12 protein-coding genes and 1 tRNA gene are annotated in these 16,872 nt (G+C 68.3%); 11 read left to right on the top strand and 2 right to left on the bottom strand.

The window, feature by feature from the left end; all coding sequences use genetic code 11:
• Positions 1-43: 43 nt before the first annotated feature.
• A tRNA-Tyr gene (locus IEX18_RS06410) sits at positions 44-129 on the bottom strand.
• Between the two features lie 138 nt (positions 130-267).
• Here IEX18_RS06410 and rlmB point away from each other — a divergent pair.
• The gene (rlmB, locus tag IEX18_RS06415) at positions 268-1,014 is read left to right on the top strand and encodes a 23S rRNA (guanosine(2251)-2'-O)-methyltransferase RlmB (protein ID WP_188657925.1); all 747 of its coding nucleotides are present in this window, start codon (positions 268-270) and stop codon (positions 1,012-1,014) included.
• Between the two features lie 53 nt (positions 1,015-1,067).
• Here rlmB and IEX18_RS06420 read toward each other — a convergent pair whose 3' ends face one another.
• Complete coding sequence (locus tag IEX18_RS06420; protein ID WP_188658613.1) at positions 1,068-1,385, bottom strand: 2Fe-2S iron-sulfur cluster-binding protein; 318 nt, start codon at positions 1,383-1,385, stop codon at positions 1,068-1,070.
• A 60-nt stretch (positions 1,386-1,445) separates the two neighbouring features.
• Here IEX18_RS06420 and IEX18_RS06425 point away from each other — a divergent pair, with 60 nt between their 5' ends.
• The 10 genes from IEX18_RS06425 (at position 1,446) to IEX18_RS06470 (ending at position 16,868) form a co-directional block, all read left to right on the top strand.
• Positions 1,446-2,075, top strand: a complete 630-nt coding sequence (locus IEX18_RS06425) for a DNA-3-methyladenine glycosylase family protein (RefSeq protein ID WP_188657926.1) — start codon at positions 1,446-1,448, stop codon at positions 2,073-2,075.
• A 108-nt stretch (positions 2,076-2,183) separates the two neighbouring features.
• On the top strand, positions 2,184-3,485 hold the full coding sequence (locus IEX18_RS06430; RefSeq protein ID WP_188657927.1) for an Nramp family divalent metal transporter: 1,302 nt from the start codon (positions 2,184-2,186) through the stop codon (positions 3,483-3,485).
• Positions 3,486-3,567: 82 nt separating this feature from the next.
• The gene (locus tag IEX18_RS06435; RefSeq protein WP_229664413.1) at positions 3,568-5,994 is read left to right on the top strand and encodes a glycogen/starch/alpha-glucan phosphorylase; all 2,427 of its coding nucleotides are present in this window, start codon (positions 3,568-3,570) and stop codon (positions 5,992-5,994) included.
• A complete protein-coding gene (gene glgB, locus IEX18_RS06440) occupies positions 5,991-8,156 on the top strand; it encodes a 1,4-alpha-glucan branching protein GlgB (RefSeq protein WP_188657928.1) in 2,166 nt (721 codons plus the stop codon). Before IEX18_RS06435 ends, glgB begins: the two co-directional genes overlap by 4 nt.
• A 113-nt stretch (positions 8,157-8,269) precedes the next feature.
• Positions 8,270-9,529 (top strand): glucose-1-phosphate adenylyltransferase, encoded by a 1,260-nt coding sequence (gene glgC, locus IEX18_RS06445; protein WP_188657929.1) that lies wholly within the window; start codon positions 8,270-8,272, stop codon positions 9,527-9,529.
• A complete protein-coding gene (gene glgA / locus IEX18_RS06450) occupies positions 9,526-11,013 on the top strand; it encodes a glycogen synthase GlgA (RefSeq protein WP_188657930.1) in 1,488 nt (495 codons plus the stop codon). Before glgC ends, glgA begins: the two co-directional genes overlap by 4 nt.
• Entirely contained in the window at positions 11,010-12,623 is a 1,614-nt protein-coding gene (locus tag IEX18_RS06455) for an alpha-D-glucose phosphate-specific phosphoglucomutase (RefSeq protein WP_188657931.1), read from the top strand. The genes glgA and IEX18_RS06455 overlap by 4 nt, the downstream gene beginning before the upstream one ends.
• 65 nt (positions 12,624-12,688) lie before the next feature.
• Positions 12,689-14,494, top strand: a complete 1,806-nt coding sequence (glgX, locus tag IEX18_RS06460) for a glycogen debranching protein GlgX (protein ID WP_188658615.1) — start codon at positions 12,689-12,691, stop codon at positions 14,492-14,494.
• Positions 14,491-16,026, top strand: a complete 1,536-nt coding sequence (treA, locus tag IEX18_RS06465) for an alpha,alpha-trehalase TreA (RefSeq protein ID WP_188657932.1) — start codon at positions 14,491-14,493, stop codon at positions 16,024-16,026. The genes glgX and treA overlap by 4 nt, the downstream gene beginning before the upstream one ends.
• The gene (locus tag IEX18_RS06470; RefSeq protein ID WP_188657933.1) at positions 16,023-16,868 is read left to right on the top strand and encodes an HpcH/HpaI aldolase/citrate lyase family protein; all 846 of its coding nucleotides are present in this window, start codon (positions 16,023-16,025) and stop codon (positions 16,866-16,868) included. The genes treA and IEX18_RS06470 overlap by 4 nt, the downstream gene beginning before the upstream one ends.
• Positions 16,869-16,872 lie beyond the last annotated feature (4 nt).

Consider the following 16,872-nt stretch of genomic DNA (forward strand, 5'->3'; position numbering starts at 1 on the left):
CACCCTGCCGCAGCGGAGCCTGATCCTCCTGGCCGGCGGAGGATGGTGGACAGGGCTGGATTCGAACCAGCGTACGCTTGCACGGGCAGATTTACAGTCTGCTGCCTTTAACCACTCGGCCACCTGTCCAGATGGGCCGCCAACGGCGAGGCGGCTCCATGGCGAAGCGCGGGCGGCGTGTCAACGCTTGCGCTCAACTCTTTGCCCGCATAGCCCGCGGCGCATGACGAACGCTTTCCCCGACTCCCCGAACCGGAGCGCTCGCTGATGGCGCGGCGCGGCCACCGTCCTTCGACCGGCACGAGCAACCGTCCGCGGCTTTGGGGTCGCCACCCGGTCACCGCGGCGCTCGCCAACCCCAACCGCACGGTCCGCAAGCTGTGGATGACGCGCGAGGCCGCTGCCGCGCTCGAGATCCCGCCGGTCATTCCGGTCACCTATGCCGACGTCGCCGATCTGGGTCGGCTGGTCCCCTCCGATGCGCCGCATCAGGGCGTGGTGGCGGAGGTCGAGCCGCTGGAGGAGATCTGGCTCGCCGACCTGCTGGACGAAGGGCGGGACGATCGTCGTCCGCTCGTCGTGCTGGACCAGGTCACCGACCCGCACAATGTCGGCGCGATCCTGCGGTCGGCCGCGGCCTTCGACGCGCTCGGGATCGTCACGCAGGATCGGCATGCCCCGCCCGAGTCGGGCACGGTCGCACGGGCGGCGTCGGGCGCGTTGGAGACGGTGCCCTGGGTGCGGGTCGTCAATCTCGCGCGCGCACTCGACGAGATCGCGGAGGCCGGCTTCTGGCGGATCGGCCTCACCGGCCATGCCCCCGCGACCCTGGCCGAGACGATGGGCAGCCAGCGTATCTGCATCGTGCTCGGCGCCGAGGGTGAAGGCATGCGCCAGAACACCGAAGCGCATTGCGACGAGCTGGCGAAGCTGCCGATCAGCCCGAAGGTCGAAAGCCTGAACGTCTCCAATGCCGCCGCGATCGCGCTCTATGCGGTGGCGGCGCGGAGCTAGGGCGAGCGGCCCGCGCTGGCTCAAGCTCGAGTCAGCTCGCTCCTAAAAGAGCCTCAGTCCTCCGCGGCGATGCGGACCTTCAGTCCGTCCAGCGCCGGGCCGAACGGGATCTGGCACGACAGGCGGCTGGTCGCGTCGCGGTCGCTGGTCGAATCGAGCAGGTCGTCCTCGTCCGGCCCCATCTTCGGCAGGCTGTCGACAAAGGCCGGATCGACATGGACATGGCAGGTCGCGCAGCTGCAACAGCCGCCGCACAGCGCCAGCAGCTCGTCGATGCCCCCGTCGCGGATCACCTCCATCACGGACAGGCCGGCTTCTCCTTCCAGCTCGCGTTCTTCCCCTTCGCGCGTCGTGACGATAAGCCTGGGCATCATGCAATCTCCGCTATTTGCCGTCCGCCATGGCGGGCACCGACGCCCGGATCAAGCATCATGGGGATGAGTGCCGAACAGCTGCGCGCCGGCCTGGACGCGCTCGCCGCGAACGAGCCCGCCATCGCCGCGGCGATCGCCCGCGTCGGCTACCCGGATCCGCGCATCCGCGAGCGGGGCTATGCGACGCTGCTGCGGACGATCGTCGGCCAGCAGGTGAGCGTCCACGCCGCCAATGCGGTATGGCGCAAGCTGGAGACGCTGGTCGGCGATCCCGCCGATCCGCATGTCATCGCCGCGGCCAGCGACGAGACGCTGCGCGCCGCCGGCTTTTCCCGCCAGAAGACCGGTTATGCCCGAAGCCTCGCCGAGGAAGTTACGAGCGGGCGGCTGGATCTCGACCGTCTGCCGGAAGACGACGAAGAGGCGATCGCCCAGCTGATGCGCGTCAAGGGGATCGGCCGCTGGTCGGCGGAGGTCTATCTGCTCTTTGCCGAAGGTCGGCCCGATATCTGGCCGGCGGGCGATCTGGCGGTCCAGCTGGAGATCGGCCGCATATTGGGGCACGATACGCGACCGTCGGAGAAGCTGACCCGTGCCCTGGCGGAGGCCTGGCGGCCCCATCGGGGGGCGCTCGCGATCTTCACCTGGCACCATTATGGCGCGGGACCCGACGCCGCACCGGTCTGACGCAGGATAACGCTCGGGCTTCGCCCTCCGCCTGCAAGGGCTTGCACTTCGCAACCTTCCGCTTTGAGCGCTTGTCGCGGCGGCAGGCTTCCGGCAGGACCGCCAGCGATGCCGCCGACCGACACCCGCCGCTCGCTCGCCGAAAGCCACAGCAGCGTGTCCCTGCCGGTCGGCGCGGGGCGGTGGCGCCGGTTCCTCGCCTTTGCCGGGCCGGGCTATCTCGTCGCCGTCGGCTATATGGATCCGGGCAATTGGGCGACCGACATCGCCGGCGGTTCGGCCTTCGGCTACACGCTTCTGTCGGTCATCCTCCTGTCCAATCTGATGGCCATCGTGCTTCAGGCGCTGGCGGCGCGGCTCGGCGTGGCGGCGGGGCTGGACCTCGCCCAAGCCTGCCGCGCTCATTTCCCGCGTTCCGTGTCTCTCGTCCTCTGGCTGCTCTGCGAGATTGCGATCGTGGCCTGCGACCTCGCCGAGGTGCTGGGCACCGCGATCGCGCTCAAGCTGCTGTTCGGCCTGCCGCTGGTCTGGGGCGTGATCGTCACCGCGGTCGACGTGTTCCTGATCCTCGCCCTCCAGCGGTTCGGCTTCCGCCGGCTGGAAGCCTTCATCATCGCGCTGCTCGCGATCATCGCCGCCTGCTTCGCCTTCGAGCTGGCGCTGGCTCGGCCGGACGCGGGCGCGATCCTTCGCGGGCTCGTGCCGACGAGCGAGATCGTGACCAATCCGGCGATGCTCTACATCGCCATCGGCATTCTCGGCGCGACGGTGATGCCGCACAATCTCTATCTCCACTCCTCGATCGTCCAGACCCGCGCCTTCGATCGCGACGGGATCGGGCGGCGCGAGGCGGCGCGGATGGCGACCGTGGACGGCACCGTGGCGCTCGGCCTCGCCTTCTTCATCAACGCGGCGATCCTGATCCTGGCGGCCGCCACCTTCCACACCGCGGGCCGCACCGACGTGGCGGAGATCGAAGAGGCCTATCGCCTGCTCGCGCCATCGCTCGGGGTCGGGGCGGCCAGCGTCGTCTTCGCCGTGGCCCTGCTCGCGTCCGGACAGAATTCCACGGTCACGGGCACGCTCGCCGGCCAGATCGTGATGGAGGGCTTTCTCGAGCTGCGCCTGCCCAGCTGGCTGCGTCGTCTCATTACCCGGATGCTGGCGATCGTGCCGGCGGTGCTGGTGGTCGGTGCGGCAGGCGACAGCGGCGCGACGCGGCTGCTGGTCCTGAGCCAGGTCATTCTCAGCCTGCAGCTGCCCTTCGCGGTCGTGCCGCTCGTCTGGTTCACCGGCTCGCGCCGGATCATGGGCGATTTCGCCAGCCCGCGCTGGCTGGCGGCGCTCGCCTGGACGGTGGCGGCCGTGATCATCGTCCTCAACGCGACGCTGCTTTACGGAATGTTGTGAACCGCCTCGCTATCTTTCCGGGGTGACAACGGCCCCGCCGCGGTTACACCCTCACTTGCATCAACCTTCATCGGGGCATTCCTTGGCCACTATCGCTCCCGCCGGGCAGACGCCCGCGACCCCGCTCGCCGACGCGATCCTCGACACGCTGGTCCACCGCATCGGCAAGGACCAGAAGGCCGCGCGCCCGCACGACTGGCTCGCGGCGACCATCCAGACCGTGCGCAACGACGTCATCGAGCGGTGGATGGCCTCCACTCGCGACGCTCATGCCAAGGGCGCCAAGCGCGTCTATTATCTCAGCCTCGAATTTCTTATCGGCCGGCTGCTGCGCGATGCGCTGTCGAACCTCGACCAGACCAAGGCGATCGCCGAGGCGCTGGCGTCGCTGGGCGTCGATCTGGCCGAGATCGAGGAGATCGAGCCCGATGCCGCACTCGGCAATGGCGGCCTGGGCCGTCTCGCCGCCTGTTTCATGGAGAGCATGGCGAGCCTCGACCTGCCCGCCTATGGCTATGGCATCCGCTATGTGAACGGCATGTTCCGCCAGCGGATCGACGACGGCTTCCAGGTCGAGTTGCCCGAGAACTGGCTCCAGCACGGCAATCCGTGGGAGTTCGAACGGCGCGAGAGCGCCTATTTCGTCGGCTTCGGCGGCGAGGTGGTCGGCACGGACACCGGCCATGTCCATTGGAAGGTCGGCGAAGCCGTCGAGGCGATGGCGGTCGACACGCCGATGGTCGGCTGGCGCGGCAAGCGCGTCAACACGCTGCGACTTTGGACGGCGCGCTCGCTCGATCCGATCAAGCTGGATGCGTTCAACCGCGGCGATTTCCAGGGGGCGCTGGCCGACCAGCTCCGCGCCGAGACGCTGACGCGCGTCCTCTATCCTAATGATTCGACCGAGGCGGGCCAGGAACTGCGACTGCGGCAGGAGTATTTCTTCTCCTCCGCCTCCATCCAGGACATCGTCCGCCGGCACATTCAGTATTTCGGCGACATCCGCACGCTGTCGGACAAGGCGGCGATCCAGCTCAACGACACGCACCCGGCGGTATCGGTCGCCGAGCTGATGCGCCTCCTCGTCGACTTCCACGATCTCGGCTTCGACGAGGCGTGGGACATCACCCGCGCGACCTTCGGCTATACCAACCACACGCTGCTGCCCGAAGCGCTGGAGAGCTGGCCGCTGCCGCTGTTCGAACGGCTGCTGCCGCGGCACATGCAGCTGATCTATGCGATCAACGCCAAGCTGCTGCGCGAGGCGCGCGCGACGGGGGCGGACGATCGTGCGATCGCCGCGATCAGCCTGATCGACGAGGGCGGCTCCCGCCGGGTGCGCATGGCGAACCTGGCCTTTGCCGGGGCGCACAGCGTCAACGGCGTGGCCGCGCTCCATACCGACCTGATGAAGCAGACGGTGTTCGCCGACCTGCACCGCCTCTATCCCGATCGGATCAACAACAAGACCAACGGCATCACGCCGCGGCGCTGGTTGCAGCAGTGCAATCCCGGGCTGACGGCGCTGATCCGCGAGGCGGTCGGCGACGCCTTTCTCGATGACACCGAGGCGCTCGAGCCGCTTGCCGCGCATGCCGAGGACGCGGCGTTCCAGGAGAAGTTCGCCGCGGTGAAGCGCGCGAACAAGGCTGCGCTGGCGCAGCACCTCAAGGACCTGATGGGGTTGCGGATCGATCCGGCGGCGATGTTCGACGTCCAGATCAAGCGCATCCACGAATATAAGCGGCAGCTCCTCAATATCATCGAGACGGTGGCGCTCTACGACCAGATCCGCAGCCATCCCGAGCTCGACTGGGTGCCGCGGGTCAAGCTGTTCGCCGGCAAGGCGGCGTCGAGCTATCACAACGCCAAGCTCATCATAAAGCTGGCCAACGACGTCGCCCGCCGCGTCAATTCGGACCCGGCGATCGGCGGCCTGCTCAAGGTCGCGTTCGTTCCCAACTACAATGTCAGCCTGGCGGAGAAGATCATCCCCGCCGCCGACCTGTCCGAGCAGATCAGCACCGCGGGCATGGAAGCGTCCGGCACCGGCAACATGAAGTTCGCGCTCAACGGCGCACTGACCATCGGCACGCTCGACGGCGCGAACGTCGAAATCCGCGACCGGGTGGGCGCGGACAACATCATGATCTTCGGCCTCACCGCAGACGAGGTCGCCAAGCGCCGTGCCGACGGCTACAATCCGCGGGCGGTGATCGAGGGATCGCCGGAACTGGCGCAGGCGCTGTCCGCCATCGCCTCCGGCGTCTTCTCGCCCGACGACCGCGACCGGTACAAGGGCCTGATCGGCGGCCTGTACGACGGCGACTGGTTCATGCTGGCGGCCGATTTCGACAGCTATGCCGCCGCCCAGCGCCAGGTCGACGGCTGGTGGGACGATCGCGGCCTCTGGAATGCGATGGCGATACGGAACGTCGCCCGCGTCGGTTGGTTCTCCTCGGATCGAACAATCCGCGAATATGCGAAGGACATCTGGGGAGTGCTGTGAAGCCACCAAGTGACGCGCTCACCGCCCTGTTGGAGGGGCGTCACGACGATCCCTTCTCGCTCCTGGGTATGTTCCCCGGACCGGAAGGCAGCTTCGCACGAACCTGGATTCCGGGCGCGGAAAGCGTCGTTGCGGAAAACCTGTCAGGAAAGCAGCTCGGCGATCTGACCGCGGTCGGCGGCGGGCTGTTCGAGGGGCAGGTCGCCGGCGATCCGCAGCCGCTCCGCTACCGGGCGACCCGCGGCACGGACAGCTGGACCGTCACCGATCCCTACAGTTTCTCGCCCGTGCTGGGCGAGATGGACGAGTATCTGTTCGGCGAAGGTACGCACCACCGCCTGTGGGAGCGGATGGGCGCCCACCAGATCACGCACCAGGATATACCCGGCACCCATTTCGCCGTCTGGGCGCCCAATGCCCGCCGCGTGTCGGTGGTCGGAAATTTCAACGGCTGGGACGGCCGTCGGCACGTGATGCGCCGCCGTGGCTCGGTTGGAGTGTGGGAGATCTTCCTGCCCGACCTGCCGGCCGGCGAAGCCTATAAGTTCGAGCTGATCGGCCCCGACGGCGCGCTGCTGCCGCAAAAGGCCGATCCCTATGCCTTCGCCGCCGAGTTGCGCCCGCGCACCGCCTCGCTCACCACCCGCCCCTTCGCGCACGAGTGGCAGGATGACGGGCACCGCGCGCACTGGGCTTCGGTCGACCCGCGCCGCGTGCCGATTGCGATCTACGAGGTGCATGCCGGCTCCTGGGACCGTGACGAGGAGGGCCGCTTCCTCAGCTGGGACCAGCTCGCCGACCGGCTGATCCCCTATGTCGTCGATATGGGGTTCACCCATATCGAGTTCATGCCGATCAGCGAGCATCCCTATGATCCGTCATGGGGATATCAGACGACCGGCCTCTACGCGCCCTCCGCCCGGTTCGGCGATCACGAGGGCTTCGCCCGCTTCGTTGACGGGGCGCATCAGGCGGGGATCGGCGTGTTGCTCGACTGGGTGCCGGCGCATTTCCCGCTCGACGCGCACGGGCTCGCGCGCTTCGACGGCACGGCGCTCTACGAGCATGACGATCCGCGGCAGGGCTATCATCCCGACTGGAACACCGCGATCTACAATTTCGGCCGCCGCGAGGTGTCGAACTATCTCGTCAACAATGCGCTGTTCTGGGCCGAGCGCTATCATATCGACGGCCTGCGCGTCGATGCCGTCGCCTCGATGCTCTACCGCGATTACAGCCGCAAGGCGGGCGAGTGGATCCCCAATGCCGAGGGTGGCCGCGAGAATTGGGAGGCCGTCGAGTTCCTGCGCGCGGTCAACCGCGCCGTCTATGCCGAGCATCCCGGCATCTTCACCGTCGCCGAAGAATCGACCAGCTGGCCCGGCGTCAGCCATCCGGCCCCGCCGCCCGGCGAACGGAGCGGAGGACTGGGCTTCGGCTTCAAGTGGAACATGGGCTGGATGCACGACACGCTCCAATATATGGGGCGCGAGGCGATCCACCGTCAGCATCATCATGGCGAGATCACCTTCGGGATGGTCTATGCCTATTCCGAGAACTTCGTCCTGCCGCTGAGCCATGACGAGGTGGTGCACGGCAAGGGCACGATCCTGACCCGCATGCCCGGCGACGACTGGCAGAAGTTCGCCAACGTCCGCCTCTATTACGCGTTCATGTGGGGCTATCCGGGCAAGAAGCTGCTGTTCATGGGACAGGAGTTCGCCCAGCGCGAGGAATGGTCGGAGGCGCGTCCGCTCGACTGGCATCTCCGGTGCAGCCACGCGCATGAAGGGGTGCGCAACCTCGTCCGCGACCTCAACCGCCTCTATCGCGACACGCCCGCGCTGCATGCCCGCGACTGCGAGCCGGAAGGGTTCGAATGGCTGGTCGGCGACGATGCCGCCAATTCGGTCTTCGCCTGGCTGCGCAAGGCGCCGGGCGCCAAGCCGGTCGCGGTCATCGTCAACATGACCCCCGTCGCGCGGGCGCCCTATCGCGTGCCGCTGCCCCATGCCGGCCGGTGGCGCGAGATCATGAACTCGGACGCCGCGGCCTATTGGGGTTCGGACCTCGGCAATCTGGGCGGGGTCGAAGCGAAGGACGGAGCGGCCTGGGTCACCCTGCCCCCGCTCGCGACGATCATGCTGGAATTCGAGGGCTGATAATCGGGTAAACCGCGCCTGCACGCTCTTGCCGGGGTGCGATGGCTGCCCCACAGTCGATTGCAGCGCGGGGGCGTTCGCCGGAACACCGGCATGGAAGGAGAGGCAGGGACATGGAACATCGCAGGGGCCAGCCGCTTGCGCGCGACGCGATGGCCTATGTGCTGGCAGGCGGACGAGGCAGCCGCCTGTTCGAGATGACCGACACGCGCGCCAAGCCGGCCGTCTATTTCGGGGGAAAGAGCCGGATCATCGATTTCGCCCTTTCCAACGCCCTGAACTCCGGCATCCGGCGCATCGGCGTCGCGACCCAGTACAAGGCGCACAGCCTGATCCGCCACCTTCAGCGCGGCTGGAACTTCCTGCGCCCCGAGCGGAACGAAAGCTTCGACATCCTGCCGGCCAGCCAGCGGATCAGCGAGTTCCAGTGGTATGAGGGGACGGCCGACGCGGTCTTCCAGAACATCGACATCATCGAAAGCTATGGTCCGGAGTTCATGGTGATCCTTGCCGGGGATCACATCTACAAGATGGACTATGAGATCATGCTCCAGCAGCATTGCGACAGTGGCGCCGACGTCACCGTCGCCTGCATGGAGGTGCCGCGGATGGAAGCGCGCGCTTTCGGCGTGATGCATGTCGATGCGACGGACCGGATCGTCGACTTCGTCGAGAAGCCCGCCGATCCGCCCGCGATCCCCGGCAGCCCGGACATCGCCCTGGCGAGCCTGGGCATCTATGTCTTCGCGACCCGCTTCCTAATCGAGGAGCTGCGCCGCGACGCCGCGACCGAGGGCTCCAGCCGCGATTTCGGCAAGGACATCATCCCCTATCTGGTCAAGAACGGCCATGCGCAGGCGCATCGCTTCAGCGCCAGCTGCGTCCGGTCGGAGGAAGAGCCCAAGGCCTATTGGCGCGATGTCGGTACGGTCGATGCCTATTGGGAAGCCAATATCGACCTGACCGACGTGGTGCCGGAGCTGGATCTCTACGACAAGAGCTGGCCGCTCTGGACCTATTCGGAGATCACCCCGCCGGCCAAGTTCGTCCACGATATCGACGGCCGGCGCGGTTCGGCGGTGGCGAGCCTCGTCTCGGGCAATTGCATCGTCTCCGGCTCCTCGATCAACCGCTCGCTCCTGTCGACGGGTACTCGCGCGCACAGCTTCTCGATGCTCGACGAGGCGGTGGTGCTGCCCAATTGCGAGATCGGCCGCGGCGCACGGCTGCGGCGCGTGGTGATCGATGCGGGGGTGAAGATCCCGAACGGGCTCGTCGTGGGTGACGATCCGGACATCGACGCCGCCCGGTTCCGGCGGACGGACAAGGGCGTCTGCCTGATCACGCAGCCGATGATCGACCGGCTGGGATGAGGACGAGGTTGAAAATCCTCTTCGGCACGGGGAGGATCAAGAACGTGACACCAATCCTCTCCGTCGCGTCCGAGGCCTATCCGCTCGTCAAGACCGGCGGCCTCGCCGATGTCGTCGGCGCGCTGCCCGACGCGCTCGCGCCGCATGGATTCGAGACCACCACCCTCCTGCCCGGCTATGCCGCCCTCGCCGATCTGGTCGCGGAGGGTGAGCCGGTGCATCACTGGGCCGACCTGTTCGGCAGCGATGCACGGCTGGTCGCCGCGCGGCTCGGCGAGCATCCGCTGCTGATCCTCGATGCGCCCGCGCTCTTCCAGCGGCCGGGCGGCCCCTATGCCGATCCATCGGGCCGCGACTGGGACGACAATTGGCGGCGCTTCGCCGCGCTCGCGCGGGCCGGGGCCGAGCTGGCCGGCGGCCGCATCGCCGGGCAGCGGTTCGCGCTGCTCCATGCGCATGACTGGCAGGCGGGCCTCGCCCCCGCCTATGTCCGCGCCTTCGGACAGCAGGCGAAGACGGTGATGACCGTCCACAACATCGCCTTTCAGGGCAGGTTCGACCGCGCGCACTTCGCGGCGTTAGGCTTGCCGGACTGGATGAACTCCATCCACGGCGTCGAATATTATGATGCGCTCGGCTATCTGAAGGCGGGATTGCAGGCTGCGGATGCGATCACCACCGTCTCGCCCACCTATGCCCGCGAGATCCGCGAGCCCCAGTTCGGCATGGGGCTGGAGGGCCTGATCGCCGCCCGCGCCGCCAGCGTGTCCGGCATCGTCAACGGCATCGATCCCGCGGTGTGGAGCCCGGCGAGCGACCCTGCCCTGCCCGCCCGCTACGATGCCGTCACGCTCGACGCGCGTGCCGCCAACCGCGCCGCCGTCGAGCCGAATTTCGGCCTGGCGTCCGGTTCGGGACCGATCTTCACGGTAATCAGCCGTCTGACCTGGCAGAAGGGCATGGACGTGCTCGCCGCGATCCTCGACGATCTCGTCGCCACTGGCGCAAGGCTGGCATTGCTCGGGTCGGGCGACCGGACGCTCGAAGACGCCTTCCGCGCGGCTGCCGATCGGCATCCCGGCCGGATCGGCGTGCGCATCGGCTATGACGAGCGGCTGTCCCACCTCCTGCAGGGCGGCGCCGACGCCATCCTGATTCCCAGCCGCTTCGAGCCCTGCGGCCTCACCCAGCTCTACGGCCTCGCCTATGGCTGCGTGCCGGTCGTGGCGCGCACCGGCGGCCTGGCCGACACGGTGATCGACGCCAACGAGGCGGCGCTCGCCGCCGGGGTGGCGACGGGGATCGTGCATGACGGTGTCACACCCGAGTCATGTCTCCACGCCATCGCCCGTGCGGTGGCGCTGTATGCCGACGCCGAGCGCTGGCGGCAGATCCAGCGCAACGGCATGGCGGCTGACTTCTCGTGGGACGAGAGCGGCCGGCGCTATGCCGATCTTTATCACAGCCTTCTGGAACAGCCATGATCCGCGAGCATCCGACCACAGCCTATACCGACCAGAAGCCCGGCACCTCCGGGCTGCGCAAGAAGGTACGGGTGTTCCAGCAGGCCAATTACGCCGAGAACTTCGTCCAGTCGGTATTCGACGTGGTCGAGGGCAAGGAGGGGGCGACGCTGGTCATCGGCGGCGACGGCCGCTTCCTCAATCGCGAGGTGATCCAGGTCGCGATCCGCATGGCCGCGGCAGCCGGCTTCGGCCGGGTCGTCGTCGGCCAGGGCGGCATCCTGTCCACCCCGGCGGCGAGCAATCTGATCCGCATCCGCGGCGCACTGGGCGGTCTGGTCCTGTCGGCAAGCCACAATCCGGGCGGTCCGGACGAGGATTTCGGGATCAAGTACAACATCGCCAATGGCGGTCCCGCGCCGGAGAAGGTGACCGAAGCGATCCATGCCCGCACCCGGACGATCGAAGTCTGGCGCGAGGTCGAGGGGAGCGACATCGATCTCGACGCGCTCGGCGAGACCCGCGTCGGCGACATGACGGTCGAGGTGGTCGATCCGGTCGCCGATTACGCGGCGCTGATGGAGCAGCTGTTCGACTTCGCCGCGATCCGCGCGGCCGGTCTGACCATGGCCTTCGACGCCATGAGTGCCGTCACCGGACCCTATGCGACCGAGATCCTCGAGAAGCGGCTTGGCTTCGCGCCCGGCACGGTGCGGAACGGCACCCCGCTGCCCGACTTCGGCGGCCATCACCCCGATCCCAATCTGGTCCATGCCCGCGAGCTCTACGACCTGATGATGGGCCCCGATGCACCCGATTTCGGCGCGGCCTCCGACGGCGATGGCGATCGGAACCTGATCATTGGGCGCAGCCGGTTCGTCACGCCGTCCGACAGTCTCGCCATGCTCGCCGCCAATGCGCATCTGGCGCCGGGCTACAGCCAGGGGTTGAAGGGCATCGCCCGATCGATGCCGACCAGCGCTGCCGCCGATCGGGTCGCCGCGGCACTCGGCATCGCCTGTTACGAGACGCCGACCGGCTGGAAGTTCTTCGGCAATCTGCTCGACGCCGGCATGGCGACGATCTGCGGAGAGGAGAGCGCGGGGACCGGCAGCGACCATGTTCGCGAGAAGGACGGACTGTGGGCGGTGCTGCTCTGGCTCAACATCCTCGCCGCGACCGGCAAGTCGGTCGACCAAATCGCGCGCGATCACTGGGCGACCTTCGGCCGCAACTACTATGCGCGCCATGACTATGAAGGGGTGGAAAGCGAGCGCGCCGACGCGCTGATGTCCGAGCTACGCGGGAGGCTGGGCGCGCTGCCGGGCGAGCGCTTCGGCGACCTGGTCGTCGAGGCAGCGGACGATTTCGCCTATGAGGATCCGACCGACGGGTCGATCAGTCGCAACCAGGGCGTGCGCGTCCTCTTCGAAGGGGGCAGTCGGGTGGTCTTCCGGCTGTCGGGTACCGGCACGTCCGGCGCGACGCTGCGCGTCTATCTGGAGCGCTTCGACGCCGCGCGAACCGACGAGGATACGACGGCAATGCTCGCCGACATCGTCGCGGCAGCCGATGCGATCGCCGGCATCGTCCGCCACACCGGCCGGACGCAGCCCGACGTGGTGACGTGAGCGCGGACGAGAGTCCACGCCGCTCGCTCCTGCGCCGGGTCGGCGACTATTTCCGGGCAGCGCCGGTGCCTCCAGGCACGCTCGGCGCACATCCGGCCGACGGACGCACCGACTTCGCCGTGCGAGCCCCGGAAGCCAGTGCGGTCTGGCTCTGCTTGTTCGACGGCGAGTCCGAGCGCCGGCTGCCGATGGCCCGGGCGGGCGCGCACTGGATCGCGGCGGCGCCCGGCGTCGGGCCGGGACAGCGCTATGGCTATCGCGCGGACGGACCCGCGGACCGCGGCTTCGATCCGGCCAAATTGCTGGTCGATCCCTATGCGATCGAGCTGGACGGTCCCTTCGTCTACGATCCCCGGCTCGGCAGGCACGGCGAGGACACCGCTGCGCTGATGCCCAAGGCAGTGGTGCCGCGTCCCTGGACGGATGCCCCCCTGCCCCCGCGGCTCTTCCAGCCCGGCGGGCTGATCTACGAGCTCAACGTTCGCGGCTTTACCATGCGCCATCCCGATGTGCCGCAGGAGCAGCGCGGCACGATCGGCGCACTTGCCCACCCGGTGATCGTCGCGCATCTCCAGACGCTCGGCGTCGCTGCGGTCGAGCTGATGCCGGTCGCTGCCTGGATCGACGAACGCCACCTCCATGCCTTGGGCCTGCGCAACGCCTGGGGCTATAATCCCGTGACGATGATGGCGCTCGACCCGCGGCTGGCTCCGGGCGGAACCGAGGAATTGCGCCGGACGATCGCCGTCCTGCGCGAGGCGGGGATCGGCGTGATCCTGGATGTGGTGTTCAACCATACCGGCGAAAGCGATCTGGGTGGGCCGACCCTGTGCTTCCGCGGGCTCGATCCCGCAAGCTATGCGCACGACGCGCAGGGCCGGCTGATCAACGATGCCGGGACCGGCAACATGCTCGATTTCGGACAGCCGCATGTCCGCGATCTCGCGCTCGATACGCTGCGCCATTTCGCGCGGCTGGGAGTCGAGGGCTTCCGCTTCGATCTCGCGCCCGTCATGGCGCGGGGGCCAGGCTTCGACCGCGCTGCGCCGATCTTCGCCGCGATCGCCGCGGACCCCGTGCTGTCGACCCGCCAGATGATCGCCGAGCCGTGGGACATCGGGCCCGGCGGCTATCAGCTCGGCGCATTTCCGCCGGACTGGCTCGAATGGAACGACCGGTTCCGCGACGATGTGCGCCGCTTCTGGCGTGGCGAGGGCGCGGCGGGGGCATTGGCGACGCGGCTCGCCGGCTCTTCGGACGTATTCGCCGCCTCGGGGCCCGTAACCCGCAGCGTCAACTTCGTTGCCGCGCACGACGGCTTCGCGCTAGCCGATGTGGTCGCTTATGCCGAGCGCCACAATCACGCCAATGGCGAGGACAATCGCGACGGCCATGCCGACGAGGTCAGCTGGAACCGCGGCGTCGAGGGGTCGAGCGACGATCCCGGTATCCGGGTGACGCGAGACGCGGATGTGCGCGCGCTCCTCGCCATCCTCTTCGCAGCGCGCGGCACCCCGATGCTGACGGCCGGCGACGAGTTCGGCCGCACCCAGCACGGCAACAACAACGCCTATGCCCAGGACAACGAGACCAGCTGGCTGGATTGGGAAGGGCGCGACACCGAGTTGGAGGCGTTCGTGGCGCGACTCTCGCGCTTTCGCCGCGAAAGTCCCCTGCGCGAACAGGCCTGGCTCGAGGCCGCGGACTGGCGCGACATGACCGATCGGCCGATGACGCCCGAGCGCTGGTCGGAGATGGGCGGACTTCTGCTGCGCCTGCCCGATGGCGAACGGCAATTCTATGTCCGCATCGATCGCGGGGAGCGCCGCGTCACCCTCGCCCGAGCCGATCTGTTGGAGAGCCGTGCATGATCGTCCGCCTCTGCCTCGCCGCATTCGGCCTCATGGCCCTAGCGGCGGCCCCCTATCCCCCCGGCCCGCAGACACGCTTTGGTCCGCTCTTCCATGCGGTGCAGATGCGGCAGGTCTTTCCGGACGGGAAGACCTTCGTCGACGCGGTGCCACGGCGGTCCGATGCGGCGATCATGGCCGCCTGGCGTGCCTGCCGCTGTACCGAGGACGACGCGAAGCTGCGTGCCTTCGTCCGCACGCACTTCATCCTGCCCGAGAAGCCGACGGTGCGCCCGCAGGAGAAGCTGCCGCTGGTCGCGCATATCGACCGGCTCTGGCCGCTGCTGACCCGATCGACGCCGACGGTCCCCGCCGGCTCCACCGCGCTTGCCCTGCCCCGTCCCTATGTCGTGCCGGGCGGGCGCTTCCGCGAGATGTATTACTGGGACAGCTGGTTCTCGATGCTCGGCCTTCCGCTTGCCGGGCGGCAGGATCTAGTCGAGGACATGATCGCCGACTTCGGGTCGTTGATCGACCGCTATGGCCATATCCCCAACGGAACGCGCACCTATTATCTCACCCGGTCGCAGCCTCCCTTCTTCTACCTGATGGCGGCGATGTCGCGCGATCCGAAGACGCTGGCGGTCCGCACCCGCCAATTGCGCGCCGAACATGGCTTCTGGATGGCGGGCGCCGATACCCTGAAGCCGGGCGAGGCGCGGCGCCGCGTGGTGCGTCTGCGCGACGGAACCTTGCTCAACCGCTATTGGGACGATTCGGACACGCCGCGTGACGAGAGCTATCGCGAGGACGTGATGCTCGCCGATGCGGCTCCTGATCGGGCCCGCCGGGAGCTCTACCGGGACTTGCGCGCCGCGGCGGAGAGCGGCTGGGACTTCTCGTCGCGCTGGCTGGAGGACGGGCGCACGCTGGCGACGATCCGCACGACCCGGCTGGTGCCGGTCGATCTCAACAGCCTGCTCTATGGCCTGGAGACGGCGATCGCGAGCAATTGCCGCCAGCTCGGCGACGCAGGCTGCGCCGACGCGTTCACCGCCCGCGCAGAGGCACGCGCCACCGCGATCCGCCGGCATCTGTGGAACGGCCACGTCTTTGCCGATTACGATCTCGACCGCCGCGGTGCCAATGACAGGGTCACGGCGGCCGCGGCCTTCCCGCTCTTCGTCCGCGTCGCCACGCCCGAGCAGGCGCAGGCGACTGCAGCGGCGCTCGCCCCCCTGATCGGCGAAGGCGGCCTCAGCACCACCGGCGTCCATTCCGGGCAGCAATGGGACGAGCCGAACGGCTGGGCGCCGCTGCAATGGATCGCGATCCAGGGGCTGCGCGCCTATCGCCTCGCCGCGCCCGCCGACCGTATCCGCGCAGGATGGCTTGCCAGCGTCACCCGCGAATATGCAGCATCGGGCAAGCTGATGGAGAAATACGACGTGGTGGAGCGACGACCCGGCGGCGGCGGCGAATATCCCAATCAGGACGGCTTCGGCTGGACCAATGGCGTCACCCGCGCGCTGCTGGCGGAGGATCCGCGATGACGGCACTCCCACGGCGGCGAAGCGCCCTGTTCCTGCCTGCCTCCAATCCGCGCGCGGTCCAAAAGGCGCGGAGCCTGCCGTGCGATGTCGTGATCCTCGACCTCGAGGATGCGGTCGCACCCGAAAGGAAGCGCGAGGCGCGGGAGGCGGCCCTGGCGGCTCTGGCGCAGGGCTTTGGCGAGCGGGAAACCGTCGTGCGGGTCAATGGCGCCGATACGGAGTGGGGTGCCGACGACCTCGCGCTCCTCGCCACGGCGCGAGTCGATGCAGTGCTGCTGCCGAAGGTCGGCGGCGCCGAGCAGCTCGAGGCGGCGCGTTCTGCGTTGGGCGCGAGCGGACCGCCGCTCTGGGCGATGATCGAGACCGCGCGAGGCCTGATGGCGCTGCCGTCGCTCGCCGCCGCCGCGCCCGCCGTGCGGCTGGAAGCTCTGGTTGCCGGCACCAACGACCTCGCCCTCGACTTGCGGGTACGCCCCGACCCGAACCGCACGCCCCTGCTGCCGGCGCTCGCCCAGATCGTCGCCGCGGCGCGGGCCGGCGGCATGACGGCGCTCGACGGGGTGCTCAATGCGCATGACGATATCGAGCGCCTCGCGGCGGAATGCGCGCAAGGCGCCATGTTCGGGTTCGACGGCAAGAGCCTGATCCATCCGGCCCAGATCGCCACGGCCAATGCCGCGTTCGGGCCGGACGATGGCACCGTGGAATGGGCGCGCCGGGTCATCGCCCTGTTTGCAGATCCCGCCAATGCCAGTCTGGGGGCGGTCAGCCTCGACGGCGCAATGGTCGAACGGCTCCACCTGGCCGAGGCCCGCCGGATTCTCGCCCTGATCGGCGAGTAACCCT

It is taken from the genome of Sphingomonas metalli, assembly GCF_014641735.1.
Lineage (GTDB): Bacteria > Pseudomonadota > Alphaproteobacteria > Sphingomonadales > Sphingomonadaceae > Sphingomonas > Sphingomonas metalli.

Coding starts and splice junctions, on each gene's coding strand:
- rlmB (WP_188657925.1), top strand. CDS start 268: ATGGCGCGGCGCGGCCACCGTCCTTCGACCGGCACGAGCAACCGTCCG.
- IEX18_RS06420 (WP_188658613.1), bottom strand. CDS start 1,385: ATGCCCAGGCTTATCGTCACGACGCGCGAAGGGGAAGAACGCGAGCTG.
- IEX18_RS06425 (WP_188657926.1), top strand. CDS start 1,446: ATGGGGATGAGTGCCGAACAGCTGCGCGCCGGCCTGGACGCGCTCGCC.
- IEX18_RS06430 (WP_188657927.1), top strand. CDS start 2,184: ATGCCGCCGACCGACACCCGCCGCTCGCTCGCCGAAAGCCACAGCAGC.
- glgC (WP_188657929.1), top strand. CDS start 8,270: ATGGAACATCGCAGGGGCCAGCCGCTTGCGCGCGACGCGATGGCCTAT.
- glgA (WP_188657930.1), top strand. CDS start 9,526: ATGAGGACGAGGTTGAAAATCCTCTTCGGCACGGGGAGGATCAAGAAC.
- IEX18_RS06455 (WP_188657931.1), top strand. CDS start 11,010: ATGATCCGCGAGCATCCGACCACAGCCTATACCGACCAGAAGCCCGGC.
- treA (WP_188657932.1), top strand. CDS start 14,491: ATGATCGTCCGCCTCTGCCTCGCCGCATTCGGCCTCATGGCCCTAGCG.
- IEX18_RS06470 (WP_188657933.1), top strand. CDS start 16,023: ATGACGGCACTCCCACGGCGGCGAAGCGCCCTGTTCCTGCCTGCCTCC.